We start from the raw sequence: 18,290 nt of genomic DNA, 5'->3' as shown, positions 1-18,290 counted from the left end.
TCCCAGCCCGCTCCATCAAAACCCCCAAAATCTCCGACTGCCTCGAAGACAGGAAAAACTCCTCACCACCAACAACCACCCGCCTCCCCGCCGGCTCCAATCGAACCCCACCCACCTCAACAGCATCAGGATCAACCTCCGGAACAACAGGCAACCGAGCCTCACCAACACCCATGAAGCGATAACCGAGACCCAGCACGGTCGTGAATAGATCAGCGTCTGTGCTGCCGACGATTGTTCTCAGCTGGGAGATCACGGCTGTTATCTCCTGATTCTGCCCACCTCGAATACCAGGCACACGCTCACGGATTTCGCCCAAAGATACGAACCGGCCGCCCCGCTCCATCAAAATCCTCAAAATCTCCGACTGCCTCGAAGACAGGAAAAACTCCTCACCACCAACAACCACCCGCCTCCCCGCCGGCTCCAATCGAACCCCACCCACCTCAACAGCATCAGGATCAGGATCAGGATCAGGATCAGGATCAGGATCAGGATCAGGATCAGGATCAACCTCCGGAACAACAGGCAACCGAGCCTCACCAACACCCATGAAGCGATAACCAATCCCAGGCAAAGCCATGAAAGGATCAACGCCCGTGCCGCCGAGTTCCAGCCTCAATTCGGATACGATCCGGTGCACAGCCCGGGTGCGCGAGTCTCGCAGTTCCGGCACATACTTCCGAATTTCAGCCGGGGAAACGATCTGACCGCCCCGCTCCATGAAGACCCTAAGTATTTCAGACTGTGTCTGTGTCAGATAGTGCTCTGTATCAAGAATGAGTGCTCGTCGAGAGGATGGCTCAAACCGTACCCCACCCACCTCGATAGAGTGGGGATCGACGTCCGGAGTCGCAGGCAACCGATCGTCACCAATACCAACGAAGCGATACCCGATTTCCCGAACATTAGCGACCGGGTCAGCGCCAGCCCTTCCGAACATTTTCCTTAAGCCGAGTATGGCAAGGGCTACCTGACCGCGTTCCAGGTCATTTGTAGTCTGTATTCGTTGGTATATTTCCTGGGTGGACACGACCTGGCCGCCTCGTTCCATCAGGATCCTAATTGTTTCAAACTGATTTCGAGGGAGGACATAGTCCGCATTGGCAGTGTGAGCTAGCCGAATCTCTGGGTCCAGCCGGATTCCGCCGACTTCGATGCCGTCCTTTTCATTGGGCGGCTGCTCGTTGTTTGTGCCGGCCAGCTGCTCCGCCACTCTTGTGATCGCACCAGTGAGCAAAATGGTGGCGGTGTCGGTATCGAATCCCATTGTCAGCGCCACTTCCTCGATCGGCCTGCCTTGCAAGAACCGCAAGATTATAAGTCGGCGCAACGGCATCGGCAGCGATTCAAGGACGTTCTGCATTTGTGCGTAAGTCGCAGCGGCCAACGCCCGGCTGATTGGACTGGCATTACCGATCTCATTTGTCAGTAATGTCCACATTCCATGACGGAATCGATCAAATATTATGCTATGGGCTAGACCGATCAGCCGTTGCCCCGTGTCCAGACTTCGAGAGTCGGTGTCTATCCAAACGCGGACTGCATGATCGAAAACCTCCTCGGTAATATCAGCAGCCCAGTTATAGACTTCTACCCGCGATCGCACATACTTGAAAAGCATGTCCTCGTAGCGCTCATGCAGCTCATCTGCAAGCGCACGACCGTCGCGCTCGGCTTCAGCGCCGATGTCGGCGATATCGGATCCCGTTGCTTCCGATTCCACCGTGGTGGAATCTTCCTGCCCGTCATCGGCAACAGCAAGCAGCGGCAGGAACGGTTCATACTGCGGCGCAGAGAGATGACGAGGCGGCATGAATGTCGGTACTTCGGCTACTGATCGTTGTTCCGGATGGTCTGAGATTTCCGTCGGATCATCAATTTTTCCGGGCTGGGCGATCTGGCCGGGATGTCGTTCGTGTGGGTCGAGCACTGGCGGCTCCAGGGTCGGATCCGTCTGCATGCCAGGCTGATGCGGGTTGGGACTCAGTACCCGCTCGGGCTGCAGCGAGTCGGTCGCTGATTCCGCCGAGCCAGAAACCTCCCCCCAGTCGCGCATCAGCGTCTGTACGATCAACTCTCGGTCTGGTGCTCGCGATAAGCGGGACGAGACTCCTGCGTTTGGCTCAGCGCTCGCCGACACCGTGGATCCAAAGACATCAGGTTCGGTGGCGGAAGCGCGCATACCCTGATTGGAGGTGAATGTGTCTGCCGCATCGCTCGTGCGAGGTTGGGTTTGCCGCGACACGGGCAACAGTGTGGCAACACCGCTCGTGCGATTGCTCCATGGTGTCACGTTCGCGCCGTGATCTGGGTCCAGAGGGCCCTGCGGCGGTCCGCTAGGGCGCCCCTTGGACCATGCCGAACCGCCCTGACCCGGCTCTCGGCCTCCGGCATCGGGTGAACTGTCCCCGGCGTTGAATCGCAGGACATCTTCGAGTCCGCCTGATTCGCCACCGCCAGCGTGTCGCCCTGCCAGACGCCATACCGATTCGGAAACACCGCCCGCCGGCAACTTCAGTCCGGAATCACTGTCCCCAGTAAGTCGCCGCAACTGAGCCGACGCGGATTCCTCCGCCAGTCTGCTCAGGTCAGGCACTTTTACGTCAGCCAGCCATCCCCCCGCTTCTCGAACCGGCCGCGAACCAGGAACAGCCTGGCCTAGGACGTTCAGAGATCCCGGACTCGGACTCCACACGACATTGTCTGCTTCTGGAACGGCGCGTCCATCGCGTCGGGGGACGCTCGCATATGGGTCCGGTGTGGAACGTGCCTGCCTACTCATCCAACCAGCAGCCACGCCGGTTAAAGAATTGCTGATTACCCCGGACAACGACAACCTGAAATCACCAGAGATCAACGCGGACGCCGCCGCGCCACCGATAACTCCGACGGCACCAGAACCCGCGGCCTTCGCCAGCGCCGAATCAACTAGGGCAGAGCCAACCAGCCGACCGCCCAACACCCCACCAATAGCCGAACCAGCACCAACGAACCCAGCGGCCACGACAGTAGAGTGGTCGATCCGGCCGCGATGTCCAGCAATCATCTGCCCTGCTTGCACCCCCAGATCCACCAACGCCGCCAAGCCACCGAACCCGAAAACGTGCACCGACAGAATTCCTGCCCGCTGTGCACCTCGAACAGCACACTCACCAACGAGCCTTGTAACAAATGCTTGATATCTCGCCAAGTGCTTGGCCCTCGCCTCGACGAGAACCTCCGCCGCACCAACCGGATTCCAACCGCCGGCAAGCATCAACTGCCCCACCACCAACAAACCAAAAGCAGCCATCACATACTGCTCTTTCTCCAAATCCGCCGCCGCAGTATCGACGGACTGCGCCATATGATCACAGAACTCTGCCAACTCGCGCACCATCTCCGCCAACTCGTCCCCAACCGCCACTATCCCCTCCCCCACCCGCCCCTCCACCGCAATCTCACTCGTGTCAGCACCACTGATAATCCCCCGCTCAAGTTGGCCCAAGGAGTCGCCAGCACTGCACCAAGCTTTTGCCACCTGACGCAGACACCCGGCATCTCCCTCAGGAAATTCATCCCCGAACACCGCGTCCCGCACTGGCCAAGGGATCTGTGCTAATAACCCCATCAACTCGTCGGTCATATCGCGCTCATACCGACCATCCCAGGGATGGCCGGATCGTCGGACGGTCCGGTGCGTGCGATAATTCGCCGAATACGGTCGTATTTTCTCGACGTCTGAGACCTGTCAGCATCGGCACGCCCTTAGGTGTCGTGCGAACGAACTCGCTCAAGTATCCGGTACTTCCGCAGATGGGAGGGATCCTGCAAAGAGGGCTTAACCGGTACCTATCGGTGAACCCAACTCAGACCGAGCATGGGACTGCCCCCGGTTTGGTTGATTCCTTGACCTGCCCCAGGTTTCGTTACCTGCCCGGATGTGAATCTCAGGCGGTGATGGACTGGCGTTCGTAGCGTAACTCGTGCTCGGTCGGCGATAGATAGTCGAGCTGGGAGTGGCGCCGTTGCCGGTTGTAGAAGATCTCGATGTAGTCGAAGCTCGTGTTCGCCACTTCTTCCGGTTCAGCAGCTCGATCTGCATGCTCGACCAGAACGATTCCATCATCGCGGTGTCGTGGCCATCTCCGATGGTCCCGAACGAAGGCATCAGGCCGGTGGCGCGGATCCTGTTGGTGAACGCCCAAGAGGTGAACTGGACACCATGATCGGCATGAACAATCCCGCCCAGCAACGGTTCTTGATAGCCATGTCGAGCGCGTTGACGACCAGCGCCGAGTCCTGGCAGTTGTCGATCGACCCAGCCGACGATCTTGCGACTGAAGGTGTCCATCACCGCGCAGCAGTAGACCTTACCTTCCCTCGTGGGATGTTCGGTGATGTCGGTGACCCACAACTCATTTGGTTCGAGTCGGTGGAACTTGCGATGTACGAGATCGTCGGCGGTCGCGACGCCATGCAGGCGTTTGACCTTGGCCGGTCCCGGAAGTCCAGCGACGCCGGCAAGTTTCATCAGCTCGACGACGAGGTTCTCGCTGACCATGACTCCCATTCCCTGGGCCAGTTCCGCACGGACCCTCCGTGATCCGTACGTTTGGCGCGACGCACGACGAACTTCACGAATCAGCCCGGTCAGCCACTGGCGGCACATCTTCGTCGGCGACATCGGAGGGGTTCGGTACTTGTAGTACCCCGGCCCGGAAACGCCCAGCAGGCGGCAACACACCATCGCATGGTGCCCGGAATCGACGAGAGCATCGATTACCGCGTGAATCCTTCTGGGGTCGGACGACTCTCCCTGAGCAGCCCCGCCGCCTTGCGCAGGCTTTCGACCTCGGTTTCGAGTTCGCGAGTGCGTTTGTTGGCTTTCGTCAGCGCCGCGTTTTCGGGTGTGCTGATACCGGGGCGTTCACCACGGTCAATCTGGTCCTGGTGGACCCAGTTGTGCAGGGCCGCGGCGCTGATCCCCAGCTCGGTGGCGTCGGTGGTGATCGGTTTCCCTGCCCGCACGAGCGCGACGGCGCGCAGACGGAACTCCGGCGGATACGGTCGGGGCATGGGATCAGAGCCTCTCAGTTGGCGCTGATCTTCACACCGAAACGGGTAACAAAGCCCGGGGGCAGGTCACCTTGACATTTCTGCGTGGTTCCGCCAAATCGAACCGCGCCTCGAACATACAAGCCCTTCCGGACGAGGTCAGAAGGGGTTTCTCGCTCAAGCCGGCAGGATTCGAAACCTGCGACGACCTCACCGCTAGGTCGTTGCAGCCGGTCGGCTACTATCGTCATTCGATACCCACTGTTCATCAGTCACGGAGGAAATTCCTATGGCGCGCCAAGTTGTTGTCACCCTTATTGATGACTACGACGGCAAGTCCTCAGCCGAAGAGACCGTAGTATTTGGACTCGATGGAGTGAGCTACGAGATCGACCTGTCGGTGCTCAACGCAAGCACACTGCGTGGTGCTTTCGAGCAGTGGACCCCGCACGCTCGCAAGGTTGGACGTGCATCGCGAGGCAAGAGCAGTAAAGTCCAACAGTCCACCAGCCGCGAGGACACGGCTGCCATCCGAGAGTGGGCAGCCAAGAACGGACACAAAGTCTCAACCCGGGGACGCATCGCCGCCGAGGTTGTCGAAGCGTATGAGAAGGCCAACTGAGACACTGGTCACCCCCCGAAGTGACGCATGGGCATGCATTCATTTGTCACACCTGAGTACAGCCAACGGTGAAGATACGCCACAGCCGGACAAATTAATATATGTCCATGCCGATCTCATAATCAGTGCCAATTCAAATCAGCCGTGAAAAACAGACCAGTCGCCATCGTAACAATCACATTTCCTGGGCAAATTGAATTACCAGACGGCTTGGTATCGCAAATCAGGCGTTCGACACGTACGCACTTGCGCGCTGACCGTTGACAAGAGGGACACCTTCCCGAAGTGGCCCGTACAGCCACCCACCCGGGTCGATACCGACTGTTCGTTCCTGCTCGGCCGTTGGTGACCTATACCGTCTCCCTCGACGTCATCGCGACCTGTTTTCCGCCACTGGCACAACGTGTCAACGCGCCTGCGGGCTGCTCGTCAGATAGCCTATGACTCGGCGACATCGACGCCGTGACGCCTACCGTTTGGTCATATCCGGGATTCGCGCTGCCGTGCGAGGGCACCGCGAATCGCCAGATGCGCGGAGGCCGCCTTGGATGAAGAACACATACCCTCCACATCCAAGACGGCTGATCGCGATGCGACGAGCCAGTTTCGGCGCCACGCATTTCTGCATAAGTCGCCTTGGCCTCCATACAGCAGATCTTGATGTTTCAAGATCAGCAACTTAATCGCAACCATCCGGCCACCTCATGCTTGGCAGCGGGTCGAGTGTGACCGGCGTTATCGAGAACGGCACCTTGTCGAAAACCCAAGGCTGCCGCGATCCCGAGACAAGCATATTGCGCTGTCCCGCAACATCCTTCGATGCACGCACCACAGCTGGGAAGCGGTAGGCTCACCGCCGCCAACTCCACGATTGACAGGCATCGGACACGGCCCGCGCACCTGTAGCCCTACATGCGAACACGTCGTGCGTCCGGAAACTACTCGTGATCGTAAGAGCTTCCGCCGCGGAGAATGCTGGCGGTCGCGGCGCCCTCGGTTTAGCGGACATGTCGCGACCTCGAAGCGACCACCAGTTGGCCTGCGAGTTCCAACGCTTTCAACTTCCCAGCAGTGACGACACGCTCATGGCTCGCAGGCACGTAATCGGAACAATGCCTATTGGTCACGAGCTTCGAATCAACTCCAAGGCGGTTCGGATGAATGTGTACTGCGCGCACTGTTCGAGGTCACCAACCGCTTAGTCAGGAACGTCGCACTGACCAGAGTCGCGGCGGCCAACACACCGACGGGACAAGTTGCAAACGGGCTAGCGGCCGCGGCAAGGGTAGTTGACGTAGATCAAACTGCCGTAGGTCAGCAGCCGGCCCTGCCACTTGGCCGTAAGCCAAAGAACCACCACAAAACGACGACAATCGGGCTGTACCGCCCTCCAGTCGATCGTGGGGCTCAGCGCAATAGCGCCAGCGACCAGCGGCTCGAGAGTGATCATCGTTCAGCGGGGCGAGGGACGATGCTGACGCAGCCACCGAAACACAATGCGGATGTGTGGCACAGGACCCCAAACTGGGCGCAACTGTGAATGCACTCGGCCGGTCCGCTATCCAGGCGAAGCCTGTTACAACTGCCGGGTCCGGAAATGGCACGTATTTCCTCGCTGGTATATCGACGCCAACCACAACCTTCCCTCCGTTTCCGACGCACTCTTTCATACGCGGGGAACTGTACGCGTCAGAATTGGCGCCGCTCGCCAGCGACTCGATGTTGAGAGGTGGCTCGATTCCGTAATCTGCAAGTCACTCGTAGACGCCAGACCGGATAACCTTTCGCTACGAACGCGTGCCCGACGATGGCCGCGTATCGGTGCTCAACAGAATCGGGCGAACAGCGAGTTGGCTTCATTAGCATCCGTGGCGGACCGAACATCTCCGACACTTCCACGATCCCCATCAGCCGTGGAAGTTGTTGAACACGACCGCGAGTGTGCCTACCGGCGCAGTTGCCACCGGGCCAATGAATCACAACCGAATCCCCCACGCCTACCGTGTTTTCGGTTTTGGGTGCTCATGAAGGCAACGTGCGCGGGCTACTGGGCTTGACCACTACCGAATCTTATGCCGAACCGCTCACCGACCGTACGCAACGCGGCAGGATCACCGTACGCGTACACGACTTCATCGTCGGTGGTCGGTTCCACCGGTCCACACCACCGTTCCGGTGAGCTTGCCGGCGTGAGGTCTGCAATTCTGTCCATGAAGACCTGGAACGCGTCGTAGTCTTCGCATTCCGTGGGCCCGTGCGGGATCGACCAGGTTTTCTGCTCGCCGTTGCAGCGGAAACGAAGAAGATGATCTCCGTGCAGCTCGTCCACCGCCACGTCGGTAATCGTTACCTTGCCTCGTGTGGTGTCCGACAATGCCTGCAGCTGAGCGCAGTACACCTGCAACCCTCGCTCGTGCACTCTTTCGAACTGCTCGCTGTCCAAGAGGCATAGAACCCCCAGCCCGATCAGCACTCCTTGCACATCGTATGCATCTGTACAGCGGGCTTCCAGGTATGGGTCTGATCGCTCGAGCATTCGCGGGTCGCCGATGCCGAGACCGACGATCCATTCCGCCGTCTGGCGGATCGTCCAGAACGACTCCATCAGTATTACCTCCGTTGGTTCAGCGGCATGGAAGTACACGCTCAGGTGGAGACGGTGATGTCTGCTCCACTGAACATCAGGTCAGGTCGGCGGCCGGTGACGGCCGGAGCCTCAAGGCTTCTCGCGTTCGGAGTGAGTGCGTGCAGTTCGCGAAGGAATACCGTGATCGCCGATGTCGCCAGCTGTTTTCCAGGGCACACATGACGCCCCGAACCAAAAGTCAACGGCAGCTTGCCTTTACCCGTCAAATCCCATAATCGCGGAAAAGCATCGCTGTCCCTGTTCGCCGCGGCGAACATTACGAGCACCGGCCCAGGCGGCAACGTGGTACCGCTGCCGAGCGTGATGGATCTGTCAGCGCGGCGCTTCCACGCGACGAGACCGGGGTCGAGTTGCAGCAGCTTGACCGCGACCTCGGCGGCGTGTGCTGGATCGGGCAACAAGCTCCACCAAGCTCGATGTGGATCGGCGAGCAATCGCTGTACTCCCTGCTGAATGGTGCCGCTGACGGTGTGCACACCTGCCGCAAGCGAATTCGCCATGGCGGACACCGCGATCCGGCGCGGCAGTCCCGCCGCGCGCAACCGTTGCGCCAGCCCGCCCGCGTCGGAACCCCGTGCAACGGCCCTGGCGCATATCGTGAACAACCACCCTAGCGCGCAGACCGCGTCACCGAGTTCACGACCGCGCAGCGGGCGACCGAGCAATCCGGATTGAGCCCCACTCCACATTGCCACATCGCGCCACATCTCCGGCGCTAGCCCGACCGCATCGCCCGTCACCCGAGCGGCGTAAAGGGTCGACAACGCGCTTACGTCCAATGTCGCGCCCCGTCCGGCCGACGATGGCAAACTCTCGAGCGCCGCACGAAATTGTTCGGTGAAGACAACTTCGCGTGCTGCTCGATCTGCTTGGGCGATGGTGAAGCATCCTCCAGACCCCCCCAATATGTCCCACACCTGTTTGTGCAATACAGTGTCAGTGAGGTTCGCTGTCGCCTTGGCCGGCGGCGGAAACAAATGCCGTATGAACGGAAAGACGGCAGCGGGGGTGACCGCAATCCGCGGATATCCGACCAGGGGATCTAGCGAATTCGCGTTGGTTATACCCGGTAGCACGGCCTCGAGTGCGGCCCGCACGTCGTCGTACTTCCAAATCATCCGCAGGCCGCTAGGATGCGAATAGCTTCGCTCAGGCCATTCGTGCAGACGCCGATACTGCTCATCTCTTTCGGCGAAGGACAGCTCGTTGGCCGTCACATTTGCGAAGGGAAACTCCATAACCGTACCTTGCCGTTTCAAGACTCATATTTGTTGTCCATCCTTGGCTATAGTCAGCTCTGGGAACATCCCAGCAAATCAGTGAGGCCCAACGCGGCGGCCTACTGACACCAACCCACCCCGGCGGCCGTGCGTCATCGGCAGACCCAACGCCTGTCCTGGGCCGACGGCACCTTACCCAGACGTACAGTCAGCGGCGCCCTCGGCTCGTTTGCCGACGAGAAGACATGCGCAGCATTCCTGTCGGGTAACGATCCCGCCGCTACGCCATTCACCGGAAGTAAAGGTCCGTCGAGGTCGTTGCTACTCAGACCGAGTTCCACGTAGATTCGACTGCTCGAGCAAGATTCCACAGTCAGGCGCTGGCACTCACCCGCGAGTCGGTCGGCTGCAAGCTCTTGATCTGCGCAGACACTTCCGAAGGAGCCACCAACCTCATGTCCGGCAGGAAGACGTCTCGTACGAGCTCGGATGCGGTGGTCACGAGTGATTTCGTCGGCCGGAAGTCCGAGCTCGAGGCGACCAGTTCACTGCTGTCGAACATGGTGCGTCTGGTGACTCTGCTCGGACCCGGCGGTATCGGCAAATCGCGACTGGCAATCGAGGCGACGGCGCGGTTCCGGAAGGCGTCCCGGGTTCCGGTGTACTGGGTCGGGTTGGCGCGACTGCCGACCGGCGCGGATGTAGCAGCCATCGAAGCCGAATTGGCGCACGCGATAGTGCCGTCCGACTTCTCCGGACGAACCGACCTCGCAGCCGTCGTCGACACCCTGACGAGGGTCGATGCCGTTGGGTCCGCGTTACAAACCGTCCTGGTGCTCGACAACTGCGAGCACGTCCTCGATGCCGCCGCCGAGGTGATCGAGGTGTTACTCGAGGCGATACCTGGGTTGTCGATAGTCGCGACGAGCCGCGAAGCGATCGGCTGGGTGGACGAACGCGTCGTCCGGATCCCACCGCTCGCCGCAGAGGACGGGTTGGCATTGTTCCGCGGCCGAGCCGAGCTTGCCGGATATCCGCTCACGGACGTCGATGCTGTCAAAACCGCGGGCGAAATATGCCAGCACATGCATAACTTCCCATTACATATCAGGCTGGCGGCAGCACGACTGCCGCGGCAACCATTGTCGATGATCCTACGCGACCTCGACGGTGGCGAGACCGACCGGCGTCTCAAATGGTCGCATCGCCCGCTGCTCGGCGCGGACGAGCGGCACAAAGGAGTAAGTGACGTCATCCAGTGGTCATATGACCTGTGTGAAGACAAAGAACGACTGCTGTTCAGACGTATGTCTGTCTTTGCATCCGGGCACGATACGCATCCCGACGACACCGTGCGCGAGCACAGCTCCGGTGCTGATATAGAGGCAATCGCGGCGGTGTGCCTTGATGACCCGGATTTATCGGGGACCAGCGACTCCGACTCCCTTGTCGACCTCGACAAGATGCAAGCTGTGCTCGAACGATTGGTCGATCGTTCTATGGTGCTTGCGCATTTTTCCACCGAGTCCGTCAGATATTCACTGATGGAAAGCTTTCGCGTCTTCGCGAAACAGCAACTTGTTTCCGGCGCCGGGGAGGGCGTCGAAGAGTACGCGCGGCTGGCTGCAAGGCATCGTCGCCACTTCCGGGATAAAGCGCTCTTCGCACGTGCCAATTGGTTCAGTCCACGGGATCGCGAATTGCTGGAATGGGCGCGTTCCTCGTGGGATGACCTCGGCCGCGCGGTCGAATCAGCTGTTGCCGACCAGGACGCGGTCGTCGGTTTGGAGATCACGCTCGGCATGTTGATGCTGCGCGCGCCGTTCTTCGTCGGTTCCATGCGGGAGATCCGACGGTGGGTTGAGGTTACGCTAGCGGCAACGTCACGACCCCACGCTGTGCGTACCGAGTCCGAGATCGCTGTCATGGGCTTCGCGGTGTGGATCTTGGTTTCTCAGGGTTCACATGAGGCGGCGCAGCGGATGTTGCGCGACGCCGTGGTGTCCAGCACCTTTGCGGCGGAGCTCGATACCGATTGGCAGGCTCATCCCAGCCGAGATTTCGGTTTTCCACCCGCTGTGGAGTTCGCATGGGGCTGCGAATTGATGTTGCTCCACCGCGATCCCACATCCGTGCATGTCCTCGGGCGGGCAAGGGAGAAATTCACCGCGGCAGGTGAGGCCGGCGGTGCCGCTATCAGCGAGATGATCGAAGCGTGGGCGTCCAGCCTGTTGTCGCCTGCTGCGGAAGCGCTGGAGATCACGCGACGGTACCTCGACCACGCGTCTGCCGCCGGTGCCGTGATGGCAATAACCTGGGCACAGGTCGCTCGCGCTATTGCGCTCGCCAGACACGGCGATCCCGTTGAAGCGCTCGTCGCGGGACGAGCAGCATTGCAAGAGCAAATACCTATGCATGACAAACTCGGAGCGACCTGGGCGATACATTCGCGAATCTGGGCACTGGCCCGCATGATCGTGAACGAGGCAGCGCTGCCCCAGCCCGACACCGACCAGCTGACCGCGCTGGCACGTGAGGCCGCGCATTTGGATGGTGGCGCACAGACGCAGCGCCGCACTCTCGGCTTCGTGCTCGGGAAGCAAAGCCTGTACGCGGATCCGTACGACAGCGCTATAGCGATCGCGCGGCGCACGCTCGGCGACGATTTGTTCGACGCCGCCATCGAAGAAGGAAAACAGCTTCGTCCCGAATTCGCCGAAGTCGAGCGGTTGGCACTCGGTTCGTATTCATTCCCCAAGCGGTCCGGTGACGTGCGGACCGACGGCGACACCGACGCCCTGTGGACCTATCTGTCGACGGCGGAACAGGAGGTCGCGATCTTCGCGGCGGCAGGCTGGACCAACACCTCCATTGCCGCTCGACGCGGTAGCTCCTTCCGCACCGTCGACGCGCAGATGACAATGATTTTCCAGAAGCTGCAGATCAATTCGCGACAGGAGATCGTCGAGCACGTCCCCGCGGAGCAACTGCGCCGAGTGCAGGCGGCAGTCGACGACAGACCGCGGCGAAGAACAGGAGGGCCCGTTTCGGGATGAGGGTGCACCGGCGCGTGTGGCTATGGACGCTTGCCAATCCGCTCCCCGACATCGTCCGCGAATCCGAACGGCAGACTTCGTTCGAACAGCAACGCTGCCGTCCGCTGAGTTCCACGGTGATGTCTTAGGAGTGATTTATAAATACGGTGCGAGCCAAGGGAATTCGCGCAGATCAAGCTGACGAGTCTTTCCACCTCTCGATCCAACTCATCGTCCGCTACGCACAGGTCAACCAGTCCGATCGCCCACCCGTGTGCTCCATCCACCGCTTCAGCGGTGAACGCGAGTCGCTTGGCCGAACTCACCCCGATTCGCTCTGCCAGACGCACAGTCATCCCTCCTGCGGGCACCAGACCCCATCGGCTGTGTGTATCGGCGATGCGAACCGAAGTTGCCGCTACAAGCAGGTCGCAGCACAACGCCAACTCGAGTCCACCGGTCAGACAGTTACCGCGCAGCTTTCCAATAGTCGGCGCAGGGAAGTCTTCCAGCAGATCGAATACCTCGGCTGCGTGGCCAACGGTCCCTGGTTCGAGATCAGATTCCAGATCTGCTCCGGCGCAGAACGATCCGCCCGAACCCGTGACAATCAAACACCTGATGGTCGCGTCCGCGGCCAGGTCCGTGAGGTACTGCCGAAGTTCCGTCAACATCGGGGCGTTGATCGCATTCAGTTTCTCGGGGCGATTCAGGGTCAGCACACCGACGCCGTCCACGAGTTCGCACAAGACTGTTCGCTGAGTCATCCTCGATACCTGGCTCGGACGGAGCGCTTATCGCACTACCGGACTCGTGTTCTGGTATTGAACCTGCACGACTGCGCTGTCGTAGGTGATGACGTCGACCAACTGAAGTGTCGAGGTATCCACGGATTCGGCGAAGAGCGGCGTTCCGCTGCCGAGCAACATCGGGTGCAGGAACAGCCGGAACCGGTCGACCAGGCCATATTTCATAAAGGTGGAGGCAGTTTGGGCACCACCGAACAAGATCATATCGTCATCTGTGCATGTGCGCAGTTTGCGGACCTCATCGAGGAGCGAGTGGCTGACCACGCGAGTGTTCCATCCAGCGTCGTCCAGAGTCCGGGAGAAGACAATCTTCGGCTTGGCCTTCCAGCAGCGAGCGAACTCGATATAGAACGGCGAGATCGCCGGTTCGGCGTCCGCAGTCGGCCAGAACGACGCCATCAACTCGTAGGTCTTGCGACCGTAGAGAAACGTATCGGCGGCACTCAACTCAGACAGAAAGGACGCACAGAGCTCCTCGTCTACCACCGGCCAGTGCGCCGTGTGGTCGGGTCCTTCGGCAAACCCATCCAACGACATCTGCATCCACAAAGTGACAGTTCCCATGACGTACCCCTCAAGCTCGTCGAATGGTGTCATTCTGCGATCCAAGATCCGACGCTCGCATCAGTAGCCGCGATGGAGCAGTGGTAGCCGCCGGTCGCCGTCTACGCGATCACGAACTACGTAGGTAGAACGAAGGTCGATACAACCGCGAGACTGCGACGCGCTCAACCGATCGAGAGCAATTGCGCGACCGTGCTGTCGTGAAAGCACTGGTCGGCAACCGCGAACGGGCCAGCCAGAATCGCTATGCGCGATCCCCCGAGGACCGGGTCGGCCGCGGTCATGGACCAATACCGCTTGCGACGGGCGATCGCGTCGACGTCGTGGCGGAAGTACATGGCATTGCGCACGTCGCTACAGATTCGCAGACGGCGCATCCGTTCGGCCCGTTCGACCTCGTAGGGCACGAAGGTTTCGATGGACCATTTGCCGTCGGCACACAGCAAGTCCCGCACGAAACGCGCGTCGCGAAACGCCCCGGACAAGCCTTGCCCGATGACCGGATCGCTCCAACCAGCGGCATCACCGATCAGCACGACACCAGGTGCGCACACGCGCTCCACCGACGATTCGGTCATGGGTTTGAACGAACAGATCCGAGACGGCGAGGCTGCCGCAAACATCGCACTGCCGGGGATGCATCGGAGACGCAGCGCGTCGACAAGTTTGCGATTCTTGTCGCGCCCCATGAAGCGCCCCAATCGATCTCGTGGACACAGCAGATATAGCCGTGCCTGGCCGGTCATACGCGGCAGGACAAAGTACACGTCACCGTCTTCACCGCCGAATGACGCGACATTGGACGGCCAACCCGTGAGGTCGTTGATCAGCACGCCGCCCCCGAACACCTCCGCACGACCGATCCGCATCGCGATACCGACCTGGCGCCGCACCACCGATCTTCCGCCATCCGCCCCGACCACGAGTCGACAGCGTCTCCTGTACTCGCGATCGGCCGTGCGATACACCACGCTCGGCGTATTCCCCGCCTCGACAAGGACGTCGCGTACGCCCGACACCACGCGCGCGCCGCGCTCCAACCCAGCTGCGCGCAATGCGGCGCAGGCCTCGGGATGGCCGACATCGAGCATCCCCGGCACGCCGCCGACTATTCGATCGAGCCGCGTCGCGTTGGCGACCGCTTCGGCAGGAGCCAGTGCCTCGTCATAGCCAATGAAGGTGTCAACATACGTTCCTCCGGTACCCAGCAGCTCATCCTCGACCCCCAGCGCCCGTAACTCCTGGACGCCCCAGCAGCTGACCGACTCGCCCCGGACGCGGTCACGATAACGGTCCTGCTGTTCGAGAACCAGAACATCCAGGCCGGCGTCGGCCAGCGCACATGCCAGCGAGCCACCGGCGATACCACCGCCGACGATGACCACATCAACGCTAGATTCGTCGAGCACACCGCACCCGTTTTCGTGGACAACAGGTGGACACCACCTGATAACGCACCTCTGTGAAGCATCCCGCCTTCCCAGCGACGGCAACCCGAACGACGCTGCTGTGGCAGACCTGCTTCAGCCGAAGCCGCGGCGCGATCTACATGTCAGCGCCCCTTGTTAGTAGGACCGTTGATCACTATCGGGAAACGTCGCCGACGGATGTTGCGATCCGAACGCAATACGCAACCACTCGGAGTACCCTGCGTGTGCAGGGTCATATGCACGTGCACCGTGCAAGTTCGAAGGGAAGCTCCATGTCAGAGCTGGCTGACCGCGGACGCGCCGGCACCAGTCGACCGAAGACTGAGTTGGTGATTACGGGCGACCGGCAGATCGTTCCATCGGCGCAAGCACCATCTGTCGCCCGGAACGGCTTCGTAGGTAGGGAACCCGAACTGCGTCGTCTCGCAGAACTCCTTTCCAGCGAGACCCGCCTGATCACCCTGCTGGGCTCGTCGGGGATAGGGAAGACCTGGTTGGCCGCCGAGGCGATCCGACGCCTCGAAACAGGACGGGGCGTATCGGTGACGTGGGTGCACCTGTCGCGATTGCCTGCCGGTTCTGCCGCGGATGCTGTTGAAGCCGAGTTCACCGGTGCGGTGCTGGAAGAGAGAGCGGATATCTCGGCAGGCGATTGGGACGCCGCGCTCGATGCGCTGAGACGAACCAACCCGTCGGCCCGCTCGAAGCAGCACCGAATCTTGGTCGTCGAGAACTGCGAGCACGTAATAGCCGGAGCCGGCCACGTGATCACAGCCCTGCTGCGAGAGGTACCCGAGCTCACGGTCCTCGCCACCAGTTGCGAGCCGATCGGTTGGATCGATGAACTATGGCTCACTGTCCCGCCGTTGACGCCTGATCAGGCACTACTGCTCTTTAAGGAAGGGGCCGAGATGGTGAGCCATCCGGTCTCCGGCTCGGCAGAGACGATGATCGCCAGGCAGATCTGCCGACGCGTGCACTATCAACCGTTGTTCGTCCGGATAGCAGCCGCTCGCTTGCGACACCAGCCGATCGCCGCCGTATCACGGGAATTGAGCGGTACCGCGACCGATCGACGATTGCGTTGGTCGCGCTGGCCACGCGTTGGTGTCGAACCACGACACCAACGGATCAGCGATGCCGTCGCATGGTCGTACAACCTATGTGATGACCGCGAACGTGAACTGCTGCAACGGATGTCGGTCTTCGCCAGCGGATGCGACGTCAATCCGGAAGCCAAAACGACCCGATCGGGCGGCGGCGCGGATCTGGACGCGATCCAGCAGGTATGCGGCAACGATGACTCGGCCGAGGACCTACAGGCCGAAGAGTTCGAGGCGCTCCTCGGTCGCCTCGCCGACCGTGCGCTGATCTCTGTGTGGATCACCGCCGACAACGTGTACTACTACCTTTCCGAGAGCGTGCGGTTGTTCGCTTCAGCACAGCTACAGGCAACTTCCTTCGGTCCGGCAAGGTCGAGCCGATTGATCGAGCGGCATCGCCGGTACTACCGCGACCGCTTGCTACGTGGACGCGGGGACTGGACCGGGCCGGCGGAACAAAAGATTCTGGCCTGGGTCCGCCCTGCTTGGCCGAATATTCTCGACGCGATGGACGGTACCGGCATGGACGCCATCGCGGCTGCGGTCGATGTGGAACTGGCAGCGGAATTGTTCCCGCTGCCGGCCTTGTTCGTCAACGGGCCGGTCGGACCGCTTCGTCAGCGATTCGAGCAAGCGATCGCCAACCCTGCAACGCGTATCGGACGGATGCCCGAAGACCTCATCAAAGCGATGTCGATGGTCGCTTGGCTGGCGATATGCCAAGGGGCGAAAGACATCGCCGACCCGATCATCGACAGGTGCGTTGCCGAGGCAGGCGTATCCGCGCCCGTGGATTGGCGTCAGCGGCCGGAAACCGATCTTGGTCTGCCTGCGGCGGTCGAACTCGTCTGGGGTTGTGAACTTCTCATGCTCGACGGCAACGCGCACGCAACGGCAGTTTTGGCGCGAGCACGAGAAAAGTATCGGCACATCGGCGATGAGATCGGTGCCTCGGTCAGCGAGCTGTTCGAAGTAGCTTCCATGACCCGGGCAGAACCTGAGCGGGCCCTCGAATCGGCCCGACGTCTACACATGCGAGCCTCGGCATCTGGAGCTTCGCACGGAGCCGCCTTGGCTGCCGTAGTTCTCGCGGCCGCCAGTACTGACTGCGGGCAGCTCGACGAGGCTCTGGAAATTGGACGAGACGCGCTCGCGTTCTTCGTGGCCTGTGACGACAAATGGGATGCGATGTGGGCGATCCAGCAACGGATTTCGACATTGGTGGAAATGGTCGCCGGCAGACGGGGCAATCGCTCGGAGGTTACCGTCCGCGCGACCGAGGCAGCAAGACTCCAGGGTGGCCTCCGGACATTCCGGAAGCGTCTCGGTGTCGATACCGCAAATATGCGCCCCATGGTCGGGCAGAATCGCAGGATCACCGAGGTTTTGCGGGAAGCCCTCGGCGATGCCGATTACTCCGCCGCGGTAGAACAGGGCGCTCTGCTCCGGCCGGAAGCTGGCGAGTTGCAGCGCCTGGCGCTCGGCACGCTGTCCATCGAGAGCATGTCACCGTCGCACCCCGCGCGTCAGCACATGCCGTCGAACTGGGAAGATCTGACCACGGCCGAGGAAAAGATCGCGCTACTCGCGGCCGCCGGCTGGACCAACACCGCCATCGCCGAGCGACGCGGCAGCTCGTTCAAGACAGTCAACGCGCAGATGGCTTCGATCTTCCAAAAACTGACGATCAATTCGCGCGAGGACATCATCGGTCTCGTTCCGGAGCGGCACATGGAGGTCGTTCGCGCCGAATCCGGGCGTCAGCCGCGCCGCCACAACGAGCGCGCGTCCGCCTAGGTCGTCCGGTGAGCCGCTCGGTC

At 60.9% G+C, this 18,290-nt stretch carries 11 protein-coding genes and 1 pseudogene; 3 read left to right on the top strand and 9 right to left on the bottom strand.

Annotated elements, in window-relative coordinates:
* The 4 genes and pseudogenes from ACFQ9K_RS02595 to ACFQ9K_RS02580 form a co-directional block, all read right to left on the bottom strand.
* On the bottom strand, window positions 1–3,628 hold a 3,628-nt coding region (locus tag ACFQ9K_RS02595; RefSeq protein ID WP_378982717.1), incomplete at its 3' end, for a winged helix-turn-helix domain-containing protein.
* 304 nt (window positions 3,629–3,932) lie between these two features.
* A complete protein-coding gene (locus ACFQ9K_RS02590) occupies window positions 3,933–4,058 on the bottom strand; it encodes an IS3 family transposase (RefSeq protein ID WP_378713449.1) in 126 nt (41 codons plus the stop codon).
* A gap of 41 nt (window positions 4,059–4,099) precedes the next feature.
* Window positions 4,100–4,732, bottom strand: a pseudogene (locus ACFQ9K_RS02585) (DDE-type integrase/transposase/recombinase); the annotation flags it as partial.
* Window positions 4,733–4,764: 32 nt separating this feature from the next.
* Complete coding sequence (locus ACFQ9K_RS02580; protein WP_378713447.1) at window positions 4,765–5,061, bottom strand: transposase; 297 nt, start codon at window positions 5,059–5,061, stop codon at window positions 4,765–4,767.
* Between the two features lie 268 nt (window positions 5,062–5,329).
* On the opposite strand from ACFQ9K_RS02580, the gene ACFQ9K_RS02575 reads away from it, so the two are divergent.
* Window positions 5,330–5,662: an Lsr2 family protein gene (locus ACFQ9K_RS02575; protein WP_378713446.1), complete on the top strand. Its 333-nt coding sequence runs from the start codon at window positions 5,330–5,332 to the stop codon at window positions 5,660–5,662.
* Window positions 5,663–7,706: 2,044 nt separating this feature from the next.
* Here the strand turns inward: ACFQ9K_RS02575 and ACFQ9K_RS02570 are convergent.
* Together ACFQ9K_RS02570 and ACFQ9K_RS02565 are read right to left on the bottom strand one after the other, a co-directional pair.
* Entirely contained in the window at window positions 7,707–8,267 is a 561-nt protein-coding gene (locus tag ACFQ9K_RS02570) for a hypothetical protein (RefSeq protein ID WP_378713445.1), read from the bottom strand.
* 41 nt (window positions 8,268–8,308) lie between these two features.
* Complete coding sequence (locus ACFQ9K_RS02565; RefSeq protein ID WP_378713443.1) at window positions 8,309–9,547, bottom strand: hypothetical protein; 1,239 nt, start codon at window positions 9,545–9,547, stop codon at window positions 8,309–8,311.
* A gap of 437 nt (window positions 9,548–9,984) precedes the next feature.
* Here ACFQ9K_RS02565 and ACFQ9K_RS02560 point away from each other — a divergent pair, with 437 nt between their 5' ends.
* Window positions 9,985–12,585 carry an ATP-binding protein gene (locus ACFQ9K_RS02560; RefSeq protein WP_378713442.1) on the top strand — a complete coding sequence of 867 codons (2,601 nt, stop codon included), beginning with the start codon at window positions 9,985–9,987 and terminating at the stop codon, window positions 12,583–12,585.
* A 20-nt stretch (window positions 12,586–12,605) separates the two neighbouring features.
* On the opposite strand, the gene ACFQ9K_RS02555 is transcribed toward ACFQ9K_RS02560, so the two are convergent.
* The 3 genes from ACFQ9K_RS02555 to ACFQ9K_RS02545 form a co-directional block, all read right to left on the bottom strand.
* The gene (locus tag ACFQ9K_RS02555) at window positions 12,606–13,331 is read right to left on the bottom strand and encodes an enoyl-CoA hydratase/isomerase family protein (RefSeq protein WP_378713440.1); all 726 of its coding nucleotides are present in this window, start codon (window positions 13,329–13,331) and stop codon (window positions 12,606–12,608) included.
* A 27-nt stretch (window positions 13,332–13,358) separates the two neighbouring features.
* On the bottom strand, window positions 13,359–13,970 hold the full coding sequence (locus ACFQ9K_RS02550) for a dihydrofolate reductase family protein (RefSeq protein ID WP_378713437.1): 612 nt from the start codon (window positions 13,968–13,970) through the stop codon (window positions 13,359–13,361).
* A 131-nt stretch (window positions 13,971–14,101) separates the two neighbouring features.
* Window positions 14,102–15,346 carry an FAD-dependent oxidoreductase gene (locus ACFQ9K_RS02545; RefSeq protein WP_378713435.1) on the bottom strand — a complete coding sequence of 415 codons (1,245 nt, stop codon included), beginning with the start codon at window positions 15,344–15,346 and terminating at the stop codon, window positions 14,102–14,104.
* Between the two features lie 293 nt (window positions 15,347–15,639).
* On the opposite strand from ACFQ9K_RS02545, the gene ACFQ9K_RS02540 reads away from it, so the two are divergent.
* On the top strand, window positions 15,640–18,267 hold the full coding sequence (locus ACFQ9K_RS02540) for an AAA family ATPase (RefSeq protein WP_378713433.1): 2,628 nt from the start codon (window positions 15,640–15,642) through the stop codon (window positions 18,265–18,267).
* Window positions 18,268–18,290 lie beyond the last annotated feature (23 nt).

It is taken from the genome of Nocardia sp. NPDC056564 (assembly GCF_042793755.1).
Classification (GTDB): Bacteria; Actinomycetota; Actinomycetes; order Mycobacteriales; family Mycobacteriaceae; genus Nocardia.
This window is presented reverse-complemented; position numbering and strand designations above follow the sequence as displayed.